Source organism: Methanobacterium alkalithermotolerans, assembly GCF_018141185.1.
Taxonomy (GTDB): Archaea; Methanobacteriota; Methanobacteria; order Methanobacteriales; family Methanobacteriaceae; genus Methanobacterium_F; species Methanobacterium_F alkalithermotolerans.
Window position 1 is genome coordinate 1,906,147 of the sequence record NZ_CP058560.1, and the last position, 23,616, is coordinate 1,929,762.

19 protein-coding genes and 1 pseudogene are annotated in these 23,616 nt (G+C 31.9%); 9 read left to right on the forward strand and 11 right to left on the reverse strand.

All coding sequences use genetic code 11. The features are described from left to right. Positions 1-7: 7 nt before the first annotated feature. The 7 genes from cas3 to HYG87_RS09590 form a co-directional block, all read right to left on the reverse strand. Positions 8-2,833, reverse strand: coding sequence for a CRISPR-associated helicase Cas3' (gene cas3 / locus HYG87_RS09560; protein WP_211532942.1), 2,826 nt, complete (start codon positions 2,831-2,833; stop codon positions 8-10). Continuing rightward, a complete protein-coding gene (gene cas5 / locus HYG87_RS09565) occupies positions 2,815-3,678 on the reverse strand; it encodes a CRISPR-associated protein Cas5 (protein WP_249164846.1) in 864 nt (287 codons plus the stop codon). Before cas5 ends, cas3 begins: the two co-directional genes overlap by 19 nt. Next, positions 3,668-4,630, reverse strand: a complete 963-nt coding sequence (locus tag HYG87_RS09570; protein ID WP_211532943.1) for a type I CRISPR-associated protein Cas7 — start codon at positions 4,628-4,630, stop codon at positions 3,668-3,670. The genes cas5 and HYG87_RS09570 overlap by 11 nt, the downstream gene beginning before the upstream one ends. Continuing rightward, positions 4,623-6,719 carry a hypothetical protein gene (locus HYG87_RS09575; RefSeq protein ID WP_211532944.1) on the reverse strand — a complete coding sequence of 699 codons (2,097 nt, stop codon included), beginning with the start codon at positions 6,717-6,719 and terminating at the stop codon, positions 4,623-4,625. Before HYG87_RS09575 ends, HYG87_RS09570 begins: the two co-directional genes overlap by 8 nt. Continuing rightward, on the reverse strand, positions 6,720-7,496 hold the full coding sequence (cas6, locus tag HYG87_RS09580) for a CRISPR-associated endoribonuclease Cas6 (protein ID WP_249164847.1): 777 nt from the start codon (positions 7,494-7,496) through the stop codon (positions 6,720-6,722). 480 nt (positions 7,497-7,976) lie between these two features. Further along, positions 7,977-8,822: a YbjQ family protein gene (locus tag HYG87_RS09585; protein ID WP_249164848.1), complete on the reverse strand. Its 846-nt coding sequence runs from the start codon at positions 8,820-8,822 to the stop codon at positions 7,977-7,979. Positions 8,823-8,848: 26 nt separating this feature from the next. Further along, positions 8,849-9,175 carry a YbjQ family protein gene (locus tag HYG87_RS09590; protein WP_211532945.1) on the reverse strand — a complete coding sequence of 109 codons (327 nt, stop codon included), beginning with the start codon at positions 9,173-9,175 and terminating at the stop codon, positions 8,849-8,851. Positions 9,176-9,337: 162 nt separating this feature from the next. On the opposite strand from HYG87_RS09590, the gene HYG87_RS09595 reads away from it, so the two are divergent. Together HYG87_RS09595 and HYG87_RS11110 are read left to right on the forward strand one after the other, a co-directional pair. Then, a complete protein-coding gene (locus HYG87_RS09595) occupies positions 9,338-10,891 on the forward strand; it encodes an MFS transporter (protein WP_211534297.1) in 1,554 nt (517 codons plus the stop codon). 1,292 nt (positions 10,892-12,183) lie between these two features. Beyond that, positions 12,184-12,330, forward strand: a pseudogene (locus HYG87_RS11110) (ISNCY-like element ISM1 family transposase); the annotation flags it as partial. 47 nt (positions 12,331-12,377) lie between these two features. Here the strand turns inward: HYG87_RS11110 and HYG87_RS09605 are convergent. Further along, positions 12,378-13,079 carry a hypothetical protein gene (locus HYG87_RS09605; protein ID WP_211532946.1) on the reverse strand — a complete coding sequence of 234 codons (702 nt, stop codon included), beginning with the start codon at positions 13,077-13,079 and terminating at the stop codon, positions 12,378-12,380. Between the two features lie 155 nt (positions 13,080-13,234). Here HYG87_RS09605 and HYG87_RS09610 point away from each other — a divergent pair, with 155 nt between their 5' ends. The 5 genes from HYG87_RS09610 (at position 13,235) to HYG87_RS09630 (ending at position 16,915) form a co-directional block, all read left to right on the forward strand. Further along, positions 13,235-13,759, forward strand: a complete 525-nt coding sequence (locus tag HYG87_RS09610) for a DUF308 domain-containing protein (protein WP_211532947.1) — start codon at positions 13,235-13,237, stop codon at positions 13,757-13,759. A 119-nt stretch (positions 13,760-13,878) separates the two neighbouring features. Further along, the gene (locus HYG87_RS09615; protein ID WP_211532948.1) at positions 13,879-14,358 is read left to right on the forward strand and encodes a DUF308 domain-containing protein; all 480 of its coding nucleotides are present in this window, start codon (positions 13,879-13,881) and stop codon (positions 14,356-14,358) included. A gap of 58 nt (positions 14,359-14,416) precedes the next feature. After that, entirely contained in the window at positions 14,417-14,932 is a 516-nt protein-coding gene (locus tag HYG87_RS09620) for a DUF308 domain-containing protein (protein WP_211532949.1), read from the forward strand. A 285-nt stretch (positions 14,933-15,217) separates the two neighbouring features. After that, positions 15,218-16,351 carry a tyrosine-type recombinase/integrase gene (locus HYG87_RS09625; protein ID WP_211532950.1) on the forward strand — a complete coding sequence of 378 codons (1,134 nt, stop codon included), beginning with the start codon at positions 15,218-15,220 and terminating at the stop codon, positions 16,349-16,351. A gap of 210 nt (positions 16,352-16,561) precedes the next feature. Continuing rightward, positions 16,562-16,915 carry a hypothetical protein gene (locus HYG87_RS09630; protein ID WP_211532951.1) on the forward strand — a complete coding sequence of 118 codons (354 nt, stop codon included), beginning with the start codon at positions 16,562-16,564 and terminating at the stop codon, positions 16,913-16,915. A 385-nt stretch (positions 16,916-17,300) separates the two neighbouring features. On the opposite strand, the gene lon is transcribed toward HYG87_RS09630, so the two are convergent. The 3 genes from lon to HYG87_RS09645 all read right to left on the reverse strand — a co-directional run bounded on the left by lon (position 17,301) and on the right by HYG87_RS09645 (position 20,825). After that, positions 17,301-19,679 carry an endopeptidase La gene (gene lon, locus HYG87_RS09635; protein WP_211532952.1) on the reverse strand — a complete coding sequence of 793 codons (2,379 nt, stop codon included), beginning with the start codon at positions 19,677-19,679 and terminating at the stop codon, positions 17,301-17,303. Positions 19,680-19,833: 154 nt separating this feature from the next. Next, positions 19,834-20,172 (reverse strand): ArsR/SmtB family transcription factor, encoded by a 339-nt coding sequence (locus tag HYG87_RS09640; RefSeq protein WP_211532953.1) that lies wholly within the window; start codon positions 20,170-20,172, stop codon positions 19,834-19,836. A gap of 209 nt (positions 20,173-20,381) precedes the next feature. After that, complete coding sequence (locus HYG87_RS09645) at positions 20,382-20,825, reverse strand: THUMP domain-containing protein (RefSeq protein ID WP_211532954.1); 444 nt, start codon at positions 20,823-20,825, stop codon at positions 20,382-20,384. 245 nt (positions 20,826-21,070) lie between these two features. Between HYG87_RS09645 and HYG87_RS09650 the strand changes: the two genes are divergently transcribed. Beyond that, a complete protein-coding gene (locus HYG87_RS09650) occupies positions 21,071-22,405 on the forward strand; it encodes an ATP-binding protein (protein WP_211532955.1) in 1,335 nt (444 codons plus the stop codon). 138 nt (positions 22,406-22,543) lie between these two features. Further along, the gene (locus tag HYG87_RS09655) at positions 22,544-23,566 is read left to right on the forward strand and encodes an adenylosuccinate synthetase (protein WP_211532956.1); all 1,023 of its coding nucleotides are present in this window, start codon (positions 22,544-22,546) and stop codon (positions 23,564-23,566) included. Positions 23,567-23,616 lie beyond the last annotated feature (50 nt).

The following is a 23,616-nucleotide window of genomic DNA, read 5'->3' on the forward strand; positions in this document are numbered from 1 at the left end:
TAATTATTCAAATTATTTCAACCATATCATTTTCATTTTTTTTAAAGTCAAAATTAAATCCCTTTTCAATAGAATAAATGCACTTTTCTCCATTTCCAATTTTATCTTTAGGAATTACAAAAAAGAAACCTTTTTTATCAAGTCCTTGAGATTCAACAAAATCTTCAGGATTATTGATCGTTACTTGGAAAATGAATTTATATAGAATAGATGAAAACTCTTTTTGAATTATTTTTTTAGCCCCAATATCCTTTTTAAGTTTTGCTATACATTTAGAGTAACATTCAATTAGTTTAGTCCCATCAACAATATTATTTTTAATTAATTTAACATTGTATCTAGATTCATGATCTTTCAAATATTTTAATTCATTTAAAGTAAAAATAAAGTTATTTTTGTTTCTTTCATAAACTTTTTCAGTTTTATCAATAGATAAGTACTCTATAGATTTATTTTGAAATTCTTTATCATCAATTAAGATATTTAGTCCTGTAGCAATAAAAAATGAACATTGATTGTTCTTTTTTTGAATAATATGGATACCATAATTCTTATCAAGGAGTTCAGAGAACTTTAGTTTATTCCAAGAAATCATATTATCTCTATCTTTAAAAACAAAATTTAGTTCTTTATCATCTTGTATTTTATTTATATTATTAGAAATTAGCCCATAATAATCTAAAATATTCTGATAATTGTAATTTACATTATTATCAAGCAATAATTCAGTTTCTTTGATTTTTGTGTCTATTTCTTCTTTATCATAAATATATCTGTGATCTAATCTATCATTTCGTTTTATATTAGTTATATACACATTTCCTTTTTTATTTTCATCATCAAATCGCTTGTTCAATTCTCTACTTCTATTACATCTTCCACGAATCTGTTCAATTGAATCAAGAGTAGCAAAATCCCGTATAACAAAATCAAAACTAACATCTACCCCTGCTTCCACGCTTTGCGTACTAACTAAAATATATCTTGCATTATTAGAATCCATATTTTTGATTTTATGAATTATTTTTCTCTTCTCTGATGGGATTATACTGGAGTTTAATAAGTCCATTTCAAATCCATAGCTATCTTTTAGCTCATAAAGTTCATCATAAACTAATTTTGACATTTTTATGGTGTTTAAAACTATTAAACCTTTAGTATAACCTATATCAAAGTTTTCTTCTATAATATCTTTAAAATAAAAGGAAAAATCTTCATTTTCACTGTTTAATTCAGTTATTTCATTTTTAAGTTCAGTCCTATCAAATAAGTAATGTGAAAAATACTTTTGGGGTTCATTTATTAAATGAACAGTTTCATAATCGAATGGAACTTCCTTATTTAACTTTAATTCATCAAAATTAGGTAATGTTGCGCTCATTATAATAAAATAGATGTTATAATTCTTTGATATCTCATTAATCAAATAATACAGACTTGTCCAGTTTTTCAATGGAAGAGATTGAATTTCATCCAGAATTATAACAGAATTAGCCAAAGAAGAAAGAGTATACTTATATTTTTTCTTATTTTTAATTATAGAATTAAAAAGAGTCACAAATGTTGTGCAAAGCACGGGATAATCAAAAAAACTGTCTTTTAATATTATTTCAGATTTATCATCATCTGAAATATCTGAAAAAATACTTTCAGAAGCAGAATATATTTTCCTGATTTCTCCTTTATCCTCGCTTAAACCAAAATTATCCTTTATTACATAATAATTTTGCTCTATTATGTTTATAAAAGGCATTGCATAAATTAAACGATCAGCATCAGTATTTTTTAAAATATCCAAGGCTAACTTCATTGAAGTATTTGTTTTTCCGCCACCCGTGGGCATGTTCAGATAAAAAATTTTTTTATTTGGATCCGCTTTTAATGACTTTTTGAGATTAAAAGAAGCTTCTTTAAGCATTTTTGTTCTTAAAATATTAATATCCTTTAAAGAATTGATTTCATCTTTAGAGAATAACTCTTCATTTGAAATCTCTTTGCATTCTTTATTATAACTTAATTCATAGAATTCTTGTCCCATTATATTTGCTAGTTCATCTTTAATTCGATTATTCCAGTTTTTAGAGTATTCTTTCACATATTCAACAGTTTTATTAGAATAAGAACTCCCAATGACATCTGAAGAAACTAAAATTGAATAAATATATGAATAAAAAAAAGCTATCTTAGAATCTCCGTCAATTTCATCTAAAAAAGTATAAAATGAATCTTGTAAATCTTGGTAATCCCTTGAATTTGCAGCATTTTCATTAATATAAACAGAAAATAAATCAAAAGTATCACTGTATTTATCTATATTATACATAAATTTACTTTCAAATAAAATATCTTTTAAAGAAGTGTGGTGACCATAAATTACATAAGAAAGCAGAACAAGCAGTTTATTCTTTTCAGGATCAATTTTTTGGTTTAATAAATAAGACATGTACAATAAAGAACTAATAAACGAGTGTTTAGGTTCAATTAACCCTATAAATTTATCTAAGCCATATTTTTTAAGAACTTTTACTACCTCATCATTTTTTAGTCTATCTACTTGAAAATTGAAAGATATTTTAGCAATGTCATGGAAATCTATCATTTTATATAAATATTTTTTAAAATTAACATATGAAATATCGAGATATTTTTGATGGTAAAAATAATCATAAAAATCCTTTAAAAGAGTTATATCTACTAATCTATTAAAAATAATCTTTGTTTTTATTATATGCTCATTTAAAAGTTCGTTATTATGAGCTAAAATCTTAATTTTATCGCCATTTGCATAAAAGTAAGAATTATTTAAGTCATACTTTAAATCAGTGATATCCATTCGTTTTCACCTATTTCATATAGCTCAAACTTTTCATTTTCATTTAAACTTAATTTACTGAAATAAGCAGTGTCATTTTGATGCATAGAGTAAAAAGATACTGGAATATAGTTAAAATTCACGAAATTATATCTCTTTACAGGATAATCTCTAATTATGTATTCATAATAACTTGCAAGTTTCTTTATATCTTGTTTTAATGTTCCGAATATTGTTGTTTCAGTTATTTTAGAAAATAATTTAACATTATTAATTTTTGTCTTATCCAATGTTCCATATACCTTCTGATCTTTTTTATCTTCAAAAAAATCATTTTCATTGCTATTATCTAATACATAAGGCTTCAATCCTTCAAAATAATTTTTAAATTCATAATTCATGAAAAATTCATTTCTTCCCATGTACAAATTATAAACTGTTTCATTAGCCATTACTCTCTCTAAAAATATTTTTTCTTTATCTTTTAATTCGCTTGGAAAACTTAAATAGACTTTATAAAATGGATTTATAAGAACATCTTCGTGTACATTGAGCATATGTGGTTCATTTCCATAATGAGAATTAAAAGTAACTCTTTTAATTTTCAAATCAAAAAGTGCCTGTATTGAAACTTTAATGTCATACAATTCTTCTATTTTATATTTTCTAGTTTTGTCCTCTAATTCTTCATAATCATCGAATTCGTAACCTAAGATTGCTGCAATCATGCCAATAATTGACGTTTTTGGAGGAATTAAATATGTTAATAGTCCTCCTGTATTTGAAAATGGTTTTGTGAAGCAGCCGAAACTGCTCCATATGTCTATTTCAATTATATTCTTATAATTATTCATTTCAATCGCCATTTAACAAAACAGTAGGCTCTTCTAATGAAATTTGATGTTCATTAATTCCATTAACATCTAAATTAATATCTACATCTGCTGAATCCCTGTATATCATAATTTTTTCAATGAAATCTTTGTATTTTTCTAATTTTTGATTTAATTGTGTAGTATCTATTTCTATTTTTTTTATAGGTGTATCTACATTTTTTCTCTCGTTTCCATTTTTAATTGCAATTAATTCTTTTAATTCTCCAATATTTAAGGCAGTTACTTTTTCTCCTTCCCTTTCATTTTTAAATTTTATCAAAATCAATAATTTAGAATCTGTTTTTTTGCTTGTAGACTTTCTTAGATTTGTACCGTACCAAAGAGATTCTTTAAACATTTTTAAATCACTTTCTTTAAGGAGACCTGGATAATTGTTTGGATTAATTGTAATATCATAGCTTATGATTGCATCATCAACAACAGCTTCTGAACCAGTTGTAGTTTGTTGTCCATCCATTGTTGCAAAAGGTGCACCGATTTGTAGACGCTTTATTTGAGCATTATTAATGTCTTTACCATAGCTTAATTGTATAGGTCCATAAATTTGTTTTGAACCGGTTTCTGTGAAACTAAAAGTTCCTCCAAACATCCTAACATCTGGAGAATTCATTTTCAATGCATCAAAATCATTCCCAAAAATTTCTTTGAAAATATCATCTTTAGTTTGATACTTTGCATCATCTTTTTCAGCATCTTTAGATAATCTAGGATAAAAAAACACGATATCCTTCTTATCTTTAATATTTTCCATAGTTTCATTTATATATCTTCTAACGTTGAATTTTATACATTTATCTGTTGTAAAGACTTTCCCATCAAAATTTCTAGGTGAATTATCAACAAAATCCCCATTAGGATTTCCCATAATGGTTTCTGTCAAATATATTCCCTGATAGTAGTTTTTCACAATTTTTTCACTCATCTTTATCATCCTCCATTTTTTCGGTACCGTATACTGAAGACAAAGCATTTTCAGTGTAATAACCTGTGAAAATTAGTAGAAGGTAATCTTCAAAAGAAAATCCATCCGATTCGTTAAAAAGGGAATTCATATCCTTTTCAAATAATTTAAACATAAATTTACCTTTTTTATTCATTTTTTCGATGTAATAATTGTTTTTTTGTAAAACTTCAGTTACAAATAAATTGCGGACATTATTTCTATTTGCATTAGTAACGAAATTAGAAAAAACTTCAGCTTTTTTATTTTTTGTTCGCTTAGAACCATCAATAAGCCCTAAAAATTGCCCAATAATATAATACTTTAAGGCAGGATCATTTTCAATGGTTTCTAATATAAAATTAGAATCGTCAACAGCAATCTTTTCTAATTCAGAATCCATATTATACTTCAAGCCGATTTCTTTTAACTTTTTAACACTTCCTTCTTTTAGCATTTCATCACCCAAAAGTTCTTTTTTTAACATGAAATAGTAATTTAATCTCCTTAAAATATCAAAATAAAATGAACCCCTTGGATTTTTCTTATTTAAGTTATTATGCTTCTGTAATTTAATTAGAGAGTTAAAAACTATTTCATTTAACATGTTTTTATTTAAAGCGTCCTCATTTAATTCATAAATCAGATTAAATATATTGTGCATATATTTAGCAAAAATAGAAACAGTTTTAGTATCAAAACGATATAATATGCCTGTTTTGCCAGTTAATTTATTAGTATATATTTCATAAAAATGATAAAATTTCTTAGATAAATCGATTTTTTCATCTTCGATTTTGATAAAAAATTGTTTAAAAATAAATTCTAGGTCAAAAATATCCTTAATTTCTGATTTTTCATTTTTGCCTTTCTTAAATGGTTGATCTAGAAGATAAGGTAATTTATTATTTTCATATAAGTTTATATTCTTAAATTTAGCTCTATATGCATTATAATTCTCAATATATTTCTTAATATCGTATCTATCACCCTGTTCTAAAGTATATACAACTAAATCATAGTTAAAACCGTCAGTTTTATCCATAAATTCATTGATTTTCTCGAAAGAATTAATTTCTTTATTTGATATCATTAAAAAATCTTTATAATTACCATTAATCCTTTTAGGGATAATAAATATATTATTTGCTTGAATTTTCTTTAATTTATCTTCAGCAAACATAGAATAAGTTGCACATATTTTACAGAATCTTAACCTTGAATTTTTAACTGCAGTTTTTTCATTTTTGTCATAGTTAAAAGAATAAGAAGGGTTTCCAATAGAATAACTACCAATAGAAGGATAAACTATCCCTATATTGTTACAAAACGCGCAAATTCCGTTTTCATACTCCTGAAAAGATTCTTTTCGTTTTTTTATGAATTTAGAATAATAATATAAAACATCATTAATTAAATCAACATTTAAATTTGAATAGCAAGCTAAATAAAAATTTCCGCCGGACTTTTTAGCATATTTATCTGTTCCTTTGAATTCATTAATTATATTTAAAATAATATTCTTATTCTGAAATAAAAAACTGTAATAATCATTTATTATTTTTTCAATATATTCAAAAGGATATTCCATGAAAAAAGATTCTAATAAAATCCGTTGATTATCATTAATGCCTATACTACCTAAATATTTTTCAATATCATCATAAATTTTCTTAATTACTGCATTAAACTCTTTTAAACCTTCATTAGATTTTTTAGAACGTTCTATTTTACCATAAAACCTCTTTAATTTCTTTTCATCAATTTCACCCCTTGTTTTAAAATCATGATCAATTTTAATAAAAAATGGAGTTAAACCAAGTAAATTAGATTTAGAAGGTATCATAAACTTCTGATCGGTGGTAATAAAAAATACATCATGAAAAATTGAATTTTTGGAGTAATGAGGTTCATATTCTTTCATTTGAGTTATTTTCCCTAAATTAAAACTATTTAGTTCCTTATCAAAATTAATATCTAAAATATAATCATTTTCTTTAACATTTTTTCCAAAGTCATCCTGCTTATTATCATTAAGCCATTTTCCAAATTCTATAAGATCAGAAATCATTTAATCACCCTTATTCTGGTTTCCAAATGTTTCAATCATTCCAAACCCCATACTATTCTTCTCTCCCAATCCACAATCATATGCAAACTCTAAAAGCCTCAAATCTGCCTCAATCTCAAAATTCATCATAAATCCTCTATGAAAATTCCCTTTAATATCAATCCTGCGTCTCTTAGCAGATCTCATATCTGGCCTTATTCTAACCCACCTTTCACCATCAAAATCTCCATAAAAACTAATATACTTATTAATCAAATTCTTCTGAATGCTCTCATAAAATCGCTCATCTCCAGGCCCTAAATCCCATATTTTAAGCTTTCCATCTACTTCACGCTTTATACGGGCCATAACGGGGGACATGGTTTTCATTTTCATGGATTCTTTAAATATTGGCTTCTTTAAAAGCTCAATCTGTTCAACAAGCAGTTTATGGCCTTTAAAATCAACTTCAGAATTTTCAAGATGGCCTTCAACCAGACTTTTTATAAGTTCATTATTGGGAGAACTAACATAAAACTCAAGTTTTCCATCCCTTGAAAGAACCCCTCTTTTTGTGAGCTTAAATTCAGGAACATAAATCTGTGAAAAAGTAAAAAACTTAAAATCCTTTGAAAAATGAAGTTTAGCAGCTAAATCAAGGTCAGATATCTTACGATAAATAATAGCAGAAAGAATATGGTTGTAATTATAAGGAATTAAATAATTACTCCCGGGCGATGCTAGGCTGATTTTTAATCTCATTTTTCTATATTTAATATTCCTATTTTTTGTATCCAAATTTCCATATCTTCATCGTCTGAATCATCTTCTAACTTATCATAAATAGAATTCGACGCAATACTATATAAATGTATATGTTTATTATTCATTAGATAGTTTCAATATTAAATTATAATATAATCTATTGATTATTATGATTATTTACTTAATTTTTAACTTGAGGAATTTTTTTCTACATTTATCTTCGTTAAACTATCCTATAACGAACTTCCATCTAAAATCTATATTTTAATCTTTAGAAAATATAAAAAACAACAATTTTTCCTAAAACGTCATTGTTTTTAGATGATAATTACAAAATTTCCTAAATAACCATTTTTTAATGATTGGGTATAGATGGCCGGAGTGATTTAGGGTAGTTTTTCTATTTTTTTTAGAAAATCTCTTAAGATACCGAATTTATAGCGAAAAAACAAAATTTACAAAAAAAAATTGAATAAGTTAATGAGTCAGGGGGTAATCTTTTAAAAAAAATTATTATTCGTATAATACTGCGGTTCCAGTAGCAGTTACAATTAATGCACTACCCTGCAACCCGCCCATAGAAACATAATCCATCTTAAATTCTATCACTGCATTTGCGCCCCGGGATTTAGCATCATCCATCATTCTAGACAGGGCTAATTTTCTTGCTTCTCCCAGGTTCATATCCTCCAAAGGGGTGGGTTCAATAATTCGGGTAAGTTTATCCAGTTTACCTTCTGATTCATTTTCCTGGGCTACTGCTTCCCCGGTAACTAAACCAATATATTTTTTTATTTTACCTCCCTTAATGGAGGGAACAGATGTTAGGGGTGTATCCAGATTATCCAGGAAAATCTCATCTGCTTCTTTTTCAGATGGTTTTACTTCCTCTTTGGGGGGAATTCTCAGGATCTTAGATGGTAAAAATATTAGAAATCCAATAAACTTCCGGACTATACCTAAACTGGTAACAAAAAGAAGATAATTTACGAATATGGGGAATGCTGCTTGAATGGTGAGTATTATGGCAATTATGGTAATTAAACTAAGGCTTACTGGTTCTTTAGGGAATATTCTCCCGGGAGCAAACCAACCATAACCATTTATGATAAGGAAGGTTAAAAGAGCACTGATAGCCCCGGTAGTTTTACCATATTTCTTGCGGGCTATTATTGTTTCAATAAACCCGGCCAGTAAGGGAGATACAATATACATTATATTAAATCCGAATATAACTAAATTGAAGGCTATACAGATAAGTGCTGAACCAAATCCTGCTATAACTCCCAGGGATATGGCAATTAGTGCCCAGCGTTTTTCTATAAAAAAATTTGTCCCGGAACTAACCATGGCTATCATAATTCCACCACCCTAATTTAAATTTATTAATCCTGATAAGAAACTGCAGTTCCAAATACAGTGACCATGATGGTGTTTCCCATGGTCCCTCCCAGGTTATGATAAGCTACCCGGACTCCTATTATGGCATTGGCTCCTTTTTTTTTAGCTTTTTCCTGCATACTCTCCAGAGCCACTTCCCGGGCATGGGTAAGTTCTTCCTCATATTTAGAAGTCCTTCCTCCCACCACATCCCTTACTCCTGAGAACATATCCTTATACAGATTCGCCCCCAGGAGGGAATCTCCGGTTACAAACCCCAGATATTCATTTATTTTCTTTCCTTCAATAGTCTGTGTAGTTAAAATCAGCATTCAATTTTCTCCCCTTTTTTTTTATTAGTATATATCCGAATAGCATTAAATAGTCATCTATCTGGAGCTATAATTGTACATTTAAATCAATAATTATTTATATAATTTTTATACACTTATAATTAGTCATGAGTTCAGTAACAGGAGAAATTAGTGATTAAAATGGAACATGAAAGTCAATACAAATGGGGTGTGGTTTTAGTTGCATGTATGGCAATTTTTATTATTGTACTGGATTCATCTGCCATGAATGTGGCTATAACCAATTTAGTAGTGGAATTGAATACCACTCTATCTGTTATTCAATCCATAATTGCCTTATATGCCCTGATAATTGCATCCTTTATGCTTTTAGGGAGTAAAATTCAGGATATTCTGGGTAGAAAGAAAACTTTCCTTTTAGGATTACTTATTTATGGGTCTGGAACAATTATTGCCACTTTAAGTATTAATGCTGCCATGCTTATGGTGGGATGGGCTATTTTAGAGGGTATAGGTGCTGCTTTGATGTTACCGGCCACCACTACTCTGGTAAGCTCCAGTTATGAAGGCAAGGATAAAGTAACTGCCTTTGGAATATGGGGCGGTATTGCTGCTATGGGCGCTGCCATAGGACCAATAGTAGGAGGAATTTTCACCACTTACCTCTCCTGGAGATTGGTTTTTGGATCTGAACTTATATTTATTGGGGCCATTTTATTTTTCAGACACTATCTATCAGAATCTAAACCAACGCTGCAATGGAAAGATCTGGATATTATAGGGGCAATTCTATCCATAATTTCTCTTATTCTAATCGTGGTGGGTATTTTATTTCTTAGCCGTCCAGAAAACTGGGGATACGTAGGAATTTTAATTGTTTCTGGATCTATATTGTTTGTGTTATTCTTGCTATGGGAGAAAAGAAGAATTAATAAGGGCTTAGAACCACTAACCGACATATCTCTTTTAAAAAATCGTCTCTTTGGTCTGGGAAACTTGAATTCCGTTATTACTCAGATACCTTTAGCCGGGTTTCTTTTTATCATACCTGTATTTTTACAGCAGGTTACCAAAACTAATGCATTTTATACTGGACTGGCCCTTCTACCGGCTTCAATTGCCATTTTACTTTTCTCTATACTGGGTGCCAGATTCTCCTCATTTTTAGAGTCTAAACACATTATAATGATTGGATTTATAGTTTCTGCTGCAGGAACATTCATTTTAAGCTCGGTATTTAATTTAAATACTCAAATAATGGACATAATACCGGGTACTATAGTTTTTGGGATAGGAATTGGACTTTTACTCTCCCAGCTAACCAATCTAACCATGGCTGCAGCTGGAACTCATCAGGAAACTGATGCCTCTGGATTTTTAAACTCCTTTAAAAATCTGGGTTATTCCATGGGAACTGCTTTAATAGGGGTTCTATTATTGATTGGAATATTTGGAGGGCTTACAGCAGGTATTGAATCTTCTAATCTGGCAGAAAATAGGACCACCTCTCAAATCCAGGATGAATTGATTAACTATGTGGAAAATATGCAGACTGATACACCCCAAATACCTCCTGAATTAGTACCACAAGCTACCCAAATAGTAGACTCTGCTATTAGTTCTGCCATGAATCGAACATTCGATGTATTAGGATTAATAATGATTTTAGGCTTCATTACATCTATTTTTTTACCAAAAACTAAAAAAAGTCTTAATAAACTAAAAAAAGACTAATCAGTTATTTAAATTAATCTTATTATTTTTATAATTGGGGCAGGGATTATGAGTAGTTAGAGAGGGCCATAACTAAAAAGGGACCAGTGACTTACAAATTAAGAGACTGTAAAGTTTATGGGTGTTGAGGGTTTGCGGAAAAAAATTTTAAAATCTTATTTTCTAGATCCTCTGACCCCATAATTCAAAATTAAAGAGGTTAAATATAAGTATTAAGTGAGAGTAGATATATTATCATGCGAAATCAAATATTAACTACTCTCAATTGTAATATTGACTCCATACAACTTAAACTTTCCGATTTTTTCACAGGAAAAAATGATTTTGAAACAATTCTCAATGATAGATTAAAACCGGTTAAAAACACTCAAAATATTAATCAGAAACTTTATCTCCATGAAAATAATCATTTCGAATATATTAACCTACTTTGCCCATATTGTGGTTCAAAAAATGTTATTAAACAAGAATATCGTCAAAGAAAACTGTTAATTGACGATAAAGAACCTTTAAATGTTTATTTAAGAAGATATCTGTGTAAAACTTGTGGGCGAAAATTCACCACAAACATTAAATCGATTATAAAACCTTATAAACGATATATTAACTTATTTAAAGATAAATTAGAATGTTTTTTGGAGACAGGTTACCGTTCGCTTCGAAAAACTCAGAAAGATCTGCAGAACTTCCTGGAAAATTCACCATCACACCAAACCATCAGAAATTGGCTTACCATAAACAATAAAAACATGATCAAAAACACTGAACGCTTTTATTCAGGATATTACACTTATGATGAGCAATTTTTACGAATTAATGGCCATAGAATGTACAGATTAACATTATACGATCAAATACGCAACATTCCAATAGCCGAACAAATAGTCCCTAAAAGAACACCACAAGCCATTACACAGTTTATAGAAGAATCAACTATTAATCAACCATTAATATCAGTCACCACCGACCATATGCCACTTTATAAAAATATAATGGATTATATTGGTGTTAAACACCAATTATGCGTATTTCACTTGTTTAAAATGATTGGTGACAAATTATACAAAAAATTACGCAGTAAAAAAGTCACAGAACGTGAAAAAATCAGTTTATGCCTATATTTCACCGATATCAAAAACATATTCCGCACATACAACTCAAAAACCAGTCAAAAAAGACTAGAAAAACTATTAAACGATTTCAATAGAATTCCACGTTTATTACAGCGTTTTATTAAACAAAAAATCATTCCAGACTATAAAAGACTCACCACGTTCATGGAAAACAATAAAATACCACGAACATCTAATACTGTGGAAAATTACTACAGACAAACAGAACCAGAACAAATAAAAAAGAAATACAAAACCAAAAAAGGAATACTCACTTATCTACACTACAAAATGAAAAATTGGACAAAAAAGCACATAAAAAAATAACAACACCCACAAACTTTACAAACCCCAAATTAAAAAAAATAAAAATATTAGTTTATGATTTTCCCTACTTCATCCGCCACTTTCCAGTGCTCACCTTTTTTCTCATTTCTACGGATTAACCATACTCCCAGGGCAGCTCCCACTATTCCTCCGGCGGTATCAGTGAAAAAATCGTTCATGGTATCATCCAGTGGACCCTGGGTAGGGGATCCCTGCATCTGGGTGTTACCGGTAATCGTTCCTATAGGCCCGTCTGCTAAATAGGTGTCGTAGGTGTATTCTCCCATTTCCAGTATTGCTCCAAAACCAATGGTCATAATTACAATGATAAAGGCCATAACTCCATATGATGCCTGGAGTTTACCATAGAAGTACATGGTGTAAACCACCATCATACCAATTAAAGCAATAAATAGGGGCAGCATGAAATGCATAAAATTGTCATAGAAGGGAATCCTTACATATAATCCCAGTGCATCTCCACCCACCAGTTCAAAAAGAACCATGGCCAGTAATATTAGTTCAATTTCCACTGGTATAGCCCGTAAGCGTCCACGGGTAAAAAATGCAGGGGCATTGATTATAACCAGCGCTACCAGGATCAATAAACCAAAAATCCTTTCTGCACCATTAGCACCACCAAAAATCAGTATATAAACACCAGAAACCAACAAAAATACCCTTAATAATCGGAGCAGATTTCGTTGCAAAGGACTCATTTTGTCCTTGTCAGGATTTAAATAGCTCATTTTTTTCACCTCTTAAAATTTATTCCATATGCATTGTTAACCCTCATTATTATTTAAAGCTTTAATTGTACATTTAAATCAATAATTATATTTATTTGTACAGTAATAGTAATAACAATGGGGTTTGTTAGAATTATTAGAGGAGGTGTATTAACATGGCAGAGGGAAGTAATGTTTTATTAGGTATTTTAGCAATTATTTTAGGTCTTTTAGTGATTGCTTTCCCCTTATTTAGTGTATTTACCGCCAGTGTATTGGCTGGTTTTGCTATTATATTGTTAGGAATCTGGTTACTGGTACAGAGTTTTGGAGTATGGAGTACCAGTAAAGGAATAAGTATTGTCTATTTAATTCTGGGGCTTATTGCATTGGTAGGTGGAATTGGATTATTTGGAAGCATACTTGCCTTTAGTTTCTTAGCTAGCTTCTGGCTGTATTTTGCAGGATTCTTTTTGATAATTTCAGGTATAATGTCTTTATTTGCCAAGGAAGGAACTATGGGTAAAGGAGCAGGGGGCGCAGGTGTTATATTGGGTATTTTATACATAATACTGGCATCATATGCATGGAACCCATATTACCTGGCTTTATTAATTGGTATCTGGTTAATAATTGATGGTGTGGCTTTATTCTTTATAAGTCCATCAGATATGGTTAAAACCCCGGTTCCACCAGAATAAATTTATAATCCAAACAAACCCCTATAATGTATTTATTTAACAAAGGATAAGGTATTAAGAATCATTAGTGAAGAATAAACTCTTCATGGTCTTTTTAAAAGAATTTAGGGGTGAATTATATGCAGCAAAAACAGGGTTCTTTGATTTTAATATTACTGGGAATTATTATATTGGCTTTTCCAGTTATAGGAGTTATACCCTTTAGTTTTTTAACAGGAGTAATAGTGTCACTTTTAGGTGCCGGCCTGCTGGTGGGTGGAATAATAATGCTAAGAGAAAAGGTGGGCTGGGCAATAGTAGGGATAATCTCTGGAATTTTAGTCCTGATTCTAGGTATTGGATTCATAGTCAATCCCTCACTTTTTAGCTTTGTGGCTTCTTTATTTGTAATTTTAGCCGGGCTCATGTTTATTGCAGCAGGAATTGCCACCATCGCCGGTATTATAGATGGAGATAACCGAGCAGGAATAGTCACTTTAGTTATTGGTATAATCTACCTGATTATTGGCTCCTGGATAGCTGATCCTGAACTTCTAGGTACTCTAATTGGAATATGGCTTTTAATCACTGGATTTATAATGCTGTTTAGAAATAACTAATCCCCTTAAAAACTTTTTTTTATAGATAGTGGGGAGATAATCATAAGGAGAATTCATAATGAAAGAATCAAAAAATGTTCTAGTGGGTATTTTAGCAATATTATTAGGTTTAATTGTAATTTTATTTCCATTAATCAGTGTTTTTACAATTAATGTTATTTTAGGGGTGGGAATAATATTTTTAGGTATCTGGATTATAATTCAGGGCTTAAAATCAGGAAGTATAGCTGCGGGAATTGCCACCCTGCTACTGGCCATTTTTGCCATAATGATGGGAATAGTATTTATTGCTGATATTAAAGCCTTTGAATTTTTTACCTTCTTTGCATTATATGTGGTGGGATTTTTTATTATACTGGCCGGATTCACAGCACTGCTTTCTGGAAAGGGAATTAAAGAGAAATCTATAGGAGCTTCAGGTATTATAATTGGGATAGTACTGATTTTTATAGGATCTTATATGGATAATCCCTTAGTATTAGCAGCCATAATGGGGGCTTTCTTGATAATAGCCGGCATAATGGAAATATTTGATCTATTTAGTGCTAACGAAATTAAAGAGCTAAAAGAATAATAAAATGAATGTTTTTATTTAAAACATTCTTCATTTCTTTTTATAACCCGGTATTTATTATAAATTTTAAATTCTAGTTTTTATCAGTTTTTACAATTGAAGTTTTTAGATAATTAGCATAATAGGTAATATCTATTTTTGAATATGATCTAAAATTGATTTTGCCAGATTAATAGTTAAATCCGATCAATTAAAAATGAAACCTCAAAAAATAGTAGCAACAATTAATTTTATATACTGCTGAAATATATTATTGTGAATAAATGTTTGATTTAAGGTTTTATTATGGATAATGCATCTTTACATATCAATAACGACCCCTACTTTAAAAATTTCATTAAAAGAAGAAACGTCTCTTCAGCAACTGAAATAGTATATTCTGGAAGGTTAAGAGCATTTTGTGAGTTTTTAGGTAAAAATCCTTCTGAATTAATTAAAGAAGCCCAGAAAGAAAGGAGTAAGAACTTAGATAAGTATCTTCAGGATTACATAGAAAACTTAAAAAAAAGTGGTAAATCCTCCAATACTATTATAAACCGCTTAGATACTGTTAAAGCCTTTTATAAAGAGTACGATATTGACACGGATTTTATAAATGGTATCATACGGCCTGGAACAGATAAACTGGTTCCTGACGAAATTGTATCTCCAGATCAGATTAAAGAAGCATTACAATTAAGCAGTTTAAGAGATAAGGCTATTATTTTACTGCATACATCTTCCGGGATGGAAGCTACTGAATTAAGAAATTTAACTTATGGCGATTTTATTAATTCCATTAGAGAATATCTTGATTTAAAACAGGAAGACGAATTTAAAGTTAGATACATTGCAGATGAACTGTGTAAAAGGAATGAAACCATAGGCACCTGGAAAATAAAAAAATACAGAACCGGAAGGAATTATGTTACTTTCAATACTCCTGAATGCACCCGAGCCATTTTAAGTTATTTAATTGATAGAAACCGTAAAAATAAACCTGTAAAATCATTAAATGATCCACTTTTTGTTAATTCCAGCAATAATGCACTTAATGTTTCTGCTCATGGCTCTATTTTTAAACGTGTAAATGATCGGGCTAATTTTGGATATATAACTGAAAAAAGAAGATTTTTTTCTTCCACCATGCTCCGCAAATATTTTAAAACAAAATTATATGAATCTGGAGCAGATGATACTCTGATAAAGACTATTTTGGGCCAGAAGCTGGATGAGGATATCAATTACTCTGATTCTGAAATTGAAGACCTTAAAAATAAATATAGACATGCACTGGCTAATTTATCCCTGGAAGAACCTGAAATAGAGCATGTAACTCCAGAAGGATATAAAAATCTTCTTAAAAAACTTGATGAGAAAGATAAAGAACTGAAGAAAATTAAAACCCATCTGGAATACATTAAAGAAATTATTGAATGATAATAAGTAATTTGACAATGCTTTCACTTATTAAATCTCTTAATATTCCCTCCCTTCTTCTATTTTAATTTAATACTAAACTTTACTATTATCCTGTAATTAAAAATATTTCTATTTTATAAGTTTTTACTCTTCATCTGCTCTCCCATAACTTAGACCCACACCCCTATCATAATATCTCACCAGGCACCTGTAAAGGAATTGATAAAAATGAGAACTGAAGAAGCCAAAGTTACCCTGGGTGTAGAGGAAGTAAAACTGATTGACAAAAAATTGAGAACCAAAATAATTAAGATAGAAAAGCCTTTGATTATCCTGGAGGAGAAAACCATTTTTTCTACAGGACATAAGGTGAAGGTGGTGGATGCGGATGACTTTGAAAAACTGGGAAAAATAATTAAAGATTTCCGGGAGGATAAAAAAACTCTTATTCAGCAGTTAACCATTATGGAGGATATTTTAGAGGATAAAAAGAATTATATTCACCAGCTGGAAATTGAAAAGGAGAGATTAAAAGAAACAACCTCTGGTGGGAGATTAGGGAGGATAAAAAATATACTGTAGCACCGGGGGTTAGTGGTTAATATGGACAAGCTGGATGATTTTAAAAAATGGCTAAAAAAATCAGATCCTGTTGATCTAGATTATATATTATCCCTGATTGAAGCCTATGAATCAGAAAAAGATGATAATTGAAAATTATATTATTAATATTCTTCCCATTTAATTATAGGTAATCTAAAAGGGGTAACTAAGCATATATTAGCACTTGACTAATAGATAAACTTCAATTTATATTATTTTTAAGTTTTTATAATTGGTAAAAATTTTACTAATTTTAGTTTTTTTTTTGGGGATATTAAATAAATGAAATAAAAAAAATATTGTGAGGAACTAAAAAATAAAAAAATTATTTTCCCCTGAAATTAAGGGAAAATAACTTAAAGATTTATGCTCCTGCCCCTCCTGCCAGGGAGTTATTACCCATTTCCATGAATAATGGTTTGGGAAGATCCAGGCCCAGGGTTTCTTTCAAGACATCTTCCACCGTTTCCACGAGGAGGAACTCCATTTCAGATTTAACGTCTTCTGGCACATCATCCAGGTCCTTTTCATTATCCTGTGGCAGGATAACCTTTTTTATTCCGGCGCGATGAGCTGCCAGTACCTTTTCTTTTATTCCACCTACGGGTAAAACTGCACCCCGCAGGGATATTTCACCGGTCATGGCCAGTTCAGGATCCACTTCATGCCCGGTTACCAGTGAAGCAATGGTAGTTAAAAGAGCCACACCGGCAGATGGTCCATCCTTGGGAATGGATCCAGATGGTACATGGATGTGCAGATCTTTTTTATCAAATTCCACCTGCTTCAAATTGAAGGCCAGTCTGGATCGAATCAGACTCTGGGATATCTTGGCAGATTCCTTCATTACATCACCTAATTGTCCGGTGAGCATTAGCTTACCTGTTCCGGGCATGAAGGCTCCTTCAATAAAGAGGATGTCTCCACCAACAGGAGTCCAGGCCAGTCCGGTTACTACTCCTGGAGGATTATTTTCACTTATGCGATCATGGCGGGTTATTTCATGGCCCAGGAGATCATATAACATGTCTTCTTTAACCACGTAGGGTAGTTCCACCTTACCCAGCACAATCTTTTCTGAGGCCACCCGGGCTACTGCAGATAGCTGGCGTTTAACTCCTCTTACTCCGGCTTCCCTGGTGTATTTTTCAATGATGGTTTCCAGGGCCTGATCATCTATCTGCAGCTGGGTTTCATCCAGTCCGTGATCTTCTAAGACCTCCTTAATTAAGTGGTACTTGGCTATATGGAATTTTTCATGGCTGGTGTAGCTACCGATTTCTATAATTTCCATACGGTCTCTTAAAGGCCCGGGTATATCTCGCAGGGAGTTGGCAGTGGCTATGAAGAACACATCAGATAAATCATAGGGTACTTCCAGGTAGTGGTCAGAGAAGCTATCATTTTGTTCTGGATCCAGTACTTCTAAAAGGGCGCTGGCTGGATCTCCATTATATGACTCTCTTATTTTATCCACTTCATCCAGTATGAACACCGGGTTTACTTCACCGGCCCGTTTCATCCCCTGGATGATTCTACCAGGTAAGGCACCCAGATAGGTTCGGCGGTGACCTCTTATTTCAGATTCATCTTTTACCCCACCCAGACTGATTCTAACGTACTTGCGGCCTAAAGCCTCAGCTATACTTTTACCCAGGCTGGTTTTACCAGTTCCTGGAGGCCCTACCAGTAATAGAATGGATCCCTGTTTGTTTTTCTTGAGCTTCATTACGGTTAGGTGCTGTATTATACGGTCTTTTACTTTATCCAGTCCGTAGTGCTGTTCATTTAATAATTCCCGGGCAGCTTCAATATCAATATCTTTGGCATCAGTTTTGCCCCAGGGTAAGCTGGTTAGTAAATCCAGGTAGTTTCTAATTACATTTTCTTCAGAACTGTGCGGTCCCTGGCGGTCCAATTTATTAACTTCTTCCAGGGCTACTTCTCTTACTTCCGGAGGCATCTGGGATTCTTCAATCATCTCCCGGTAATCTTTTCTACCGGAACCCCCTTCTGAATCATTTAATTCTTCCTGAATAGCCTTCAACTGTTCTTTGAGCATATTTTCCCGATGTTTTTTGTTCATTTCATCATTGAACTTGGCAGCCATTTCCATCTGGAATTGTATGGATTCTTTCTGCTCAATTAGAATATCCAGAAACTTTAAACTTCTTTTCTTCAAGGAACGTATTTCCAAAAATTCCTGTTGCTCTTCCAGGTTTAATCTTACATAGGGGAATACAAATGCAATTACCTGGGCAATATCCTTGAATTTATTAACCTGTTCTACATACCCTTTTGAACCTTTAAAGTTTTTACTTATCTCTGCCACCAGACCTCTTACATACTTTAAGATTTCTGCATGGTTTTCTGTGTCCAGATCGTTAATATCCGGGATTAATTCATAGGTGGCTTTATAATCTGCTTCATCAGGGATAAGCTCTTTTACTTTAACCCTTTCTATTATTTCCACACTTAATTGATAGAAATCTCTCATCTCTTTTATGTTTTTAACCTTGATTAAGGTCCCTATCTGGTAAAAATCAGATTCTATATATAACCCGTTACTATTGGACTCTTTTACTGCCAATGCAATTCCATAAAAATCATCTTTGGCAACCCGGGAATATATTTCACTACCTGTGGTTTTCCCAATTTTTAATTTCATATTATTTTCAGGCAATAATATGGTATCAGGTATAACTACTACGGGCAATTCTTTATTGAGGTTCATTTCTTTCATTATATCACACCAATGGATAGGATACTGATTGCAGGGCCCATTAAATTGGGATTATACAATTCATATTCTATTTATCTGCTTTTCCTACCGTGGTCAGGATCAGTATGCTTCTTAAAAATTCTTTTTTTTTAGATTCAGTCAAGGACTATTCTACTTATTCTAAATCACTGCACTTGGACAAAACACATTCAAATAAAAAATCAATCTTTTTTTTATGTTTTATAAGTGCTCTCTGGTTGAAGGTATAGTAGATGTGGTTTCCCTTTTTTTTAGCATCCAGTATTTTAGCAGTTTTAAGTACTTTCAAATGCTGTGATGCTGCAGGTTGGGTTAACTCCATCATCTGTGCTATTTCACTAACACTGATTTTTTCTATTTCACTAGAGGAGAGGGAATAAATTAATAACAGCCGGTTAATATTTCCCAGTGCTTTGAATAGCTCTTCTAATTCTTGAGATATATCCGAACTATATTCAGAATTTATCCTCAACATATTCCATTAGTATATAAGTATATACTTATATACTTATCGGTTCGCTGGAGAAAAACCTTTTTATAAAATGTCATTAATAACCCTAAAACTAATTTAACAAATTATAACTTAATTTATAAATAATCAGGACTACTAAATCTCTCAGTTAACTAAATTAAACTATTTAATACTAATTTTCAGTGTTAGATATCTGATTAAATTTTCTAAAATTATATTTTTTTTAGAATATCTCCTGGGCGCAGTACACTAAGGCCGGTGTTTTCCCCTACTACTTCCAGCTGAACTACCCAGTCGGGATCATTTTCATCAATTATCCCATTTAATTTTTCCACTAGCTCTGTTGAAACCATCTCTATTACATCTTGAGGAGAGTTAATATATTTCCTCCCTCTTAAATCACATATCACTCGAAAAGAGTTTTCTGGACTCAATTTTTCACCAGCCAGAAGCAATATTTTCTCTAAAATAGTATCCAATCTGGTTCTAACCACGGCTTCTATAGGAACTACCTTGGATATAACAGTGGTAGGGCTTTTTCTTACTAAATCAACTGCCTGATAGGGATCCATATTCAAATCAATTAAAATTACATTAGGAAATCCTGATTCTTTAAAATTCAACTCTCTCTCCTGGGCCTGGAGCGCCATTGACATTTCTTCTTGACCTAAAAATTCTTCCCCGGCAATGGCATCCTTCTGTCCCTGAAGGGTTATAAGTAAGTTGAATATTTCTGTTGGCTTTATTAGCCCACCCCCTTATAATATATTATGTGGCGAAATGATATTAAAATTATTTATTAAATTATTGGCCATATCCTGCTAGATTGGTAGAAAAGTCTATTTATGCAAATAACATATAACTTGTTGGGGGATAAGTATCCTAATCCAGGAGTGGTTAAATGGATTATTATCACGATGACACAATGAAGAAACTATTTGAATTACTTACTCAACCTAAATCAATGGATGATATGGATTTATCTTCTAGTTTTATAAAGCATCTGGTCTTAAAGGTCCTGGCGACCCATGGTAATATTAAGGTAAGCAGAATAATTGAAATAACCGGTATACATGTTGATATATTAGAGGTCATCCTCCGGGAAATGGAAAAAGAAGATTTATGTGCTGCTATTAGTGGAGGTTTCCTTTTTCCCAGTGTGGAATTTACTATAAAAAAGGTGGGCCGCAAACAGGCTTCTAAACTTATGGGTGAAAACCCTTATGTGGGTATGGCTCCGGTAACCTATGATTATTATTTCAATGTAATGAAAGCCCAAATAAAGGGCAGGTTTCCCTTACAAATACCAAAAGATGTGATAGAAAAAACATTTAAGGATGTAGTTGGAAACGAAGATGCCAAAAAAACCCTGGTGGAGTCGGCTATTGGAGGTAAAGGTTTATTTATTTATGGATTACCTGGAACAGGTAAAACATTCCTTACCAGCAAAATGTCAGATTTATTACCTCCTTTAATTATTCCGCGCTATATTGAGTTTTCAGATCAGATCATTCAACTTTACGACCCTGATTTCCATAGAGAAGCTCCAGAACAACCTGAAGATCCCCGGTGGGTTAAAATTTACGCACCCTTTGTTTTCACCGGTTCTGAATTAAGCACCCAAAAACTGGAAACCAACTACGATCCTAATAAAGGTGTATATGAGACCTCTCCCATTATAAAGGCTAATGGTGGAGTTTTATTACTGGATGATTTAGGAAGACAAAAAGAAGACCATAATGCTCTTTTAAACCGTTTAATTGTCCCTATGGAAAACAATAAGGACCTTATATATATTAAAGGTGCTCCGATTATAGTCCACTCTCATTTTATACCTGCTTTTTCAACTAACCTGGATATAACTATCATGGATGAAGCCCATCTTAGAAGAGCTCCTTTACATGTACTTTTAGAAAATCCATCAATTGAAGATATTTTAAAGGTATTTAAAAAGAATCTGGATGAAATGGGAGAGAAATATGATCCCGTTATTATGGAACAATACAAAATGGTATATCTACCTCCTAGTCAAGGTGGTGAAGGCCTGCAACCTACCTTTGCCCATGCCCGGGATTTAGCTCAAATAGCACAGGCCATACGCATTAGAAAAGGAGAAGATATAATCACCAGGGAGACCATGGAAAATGCTTTGCAACAACATGTACTTATTGCACTGCAAAGAAGATTTACTCCCACCCTTTTTGATAGAATCATCCGTAAAAAAAGAAAGGAATGAGTTTCAACTTATAATAATATCTTTAATAAAATAATAGTATTAAGATTTAAATAATTTTAAAAATAAATTTTTTAGGGAAAAGCTTTTATTATCTCTACTTTAATATATGAGAGGCAACAAGATAAGGAGATTATAACAATGACATGCAGTGTTTTAGTTGGTGGAGGATGGGGTGATGAAGGTAAAGGCAAGTGTATTACTTACCTTTGCTATAATGATAAACCGGATATCATAGCCCGGGCTGGAGTAGGCCCTAATGCAGGACATTCGGTAGAATTCAATGGAGAAAAATATGGGTTGAGGCTCACTCCTTCCGGATTTATGCATGAAGATGCCCGGCTTTTAATTGGAGCAGGAGTACTGGTGGACCCTAATGTATTCCATCATGAACTTGATTATTTAAATAAATATAATGTTAAAAATAGAACTTTCGCTGATTACCGCTGTGCAATCATAGAAGAAAAACATAAAGAGAGAGATCAAGCCTCTGATTATCTATCCAAAAAAATTGGAAGTACTGGAACAGGCTGTGGCCCGGCTAACTCTGATAGAGTAATGAGGGTGGCTAAAATGGCAGGTCAAGTCCCAGAAATGGAGGGATATACGGCGGATGTTCCACTGGAAATAAATAAAGCACTGGATGATGAAAAAGATGTTTTTATTGAAGGTTCCCAGGGCTTTGGATTATCTCTCTACTATGGTACCTATCCTTTTGTAACCAGTAAGGATACCACCGCCAGCACTGCTGCAGCTGATGTAGGGGTGGGACCCACCCGTATTGATGAAGTTATTGTGGTATTCAAATCATACATAACCAGGGTAGGCGAAGGACCATTTAAAACTGAGATTAATCAAGAAAAAGCAGAAAAAATGGGATTAGAGGAATATGGTACCGTCACCGGACGAAGAAGAAGAGTGGGACTATTTGATATGGATATGGCCCGGGAATCATGCATGATAAATGGGGCTACTCAGATTGCTTTAACCTGCGTGGACAGACTATTTCCGCAATGTGAGAGGACCCGGGATTATTCCAGCCTTTCTCCAGAAATTAAGAAATTTATTGATGAAATTGAAGGAGAAACTGGAGTTCCAGTTACCATTGTTTCCACTGGACCTGATTTAGTGGATACTATAGATTTAAGGGACGAACTCCTTTAAATTTATTTTAATTCTTTTTAATTTTTCAGGTAATTATATCTTTTTTTTTA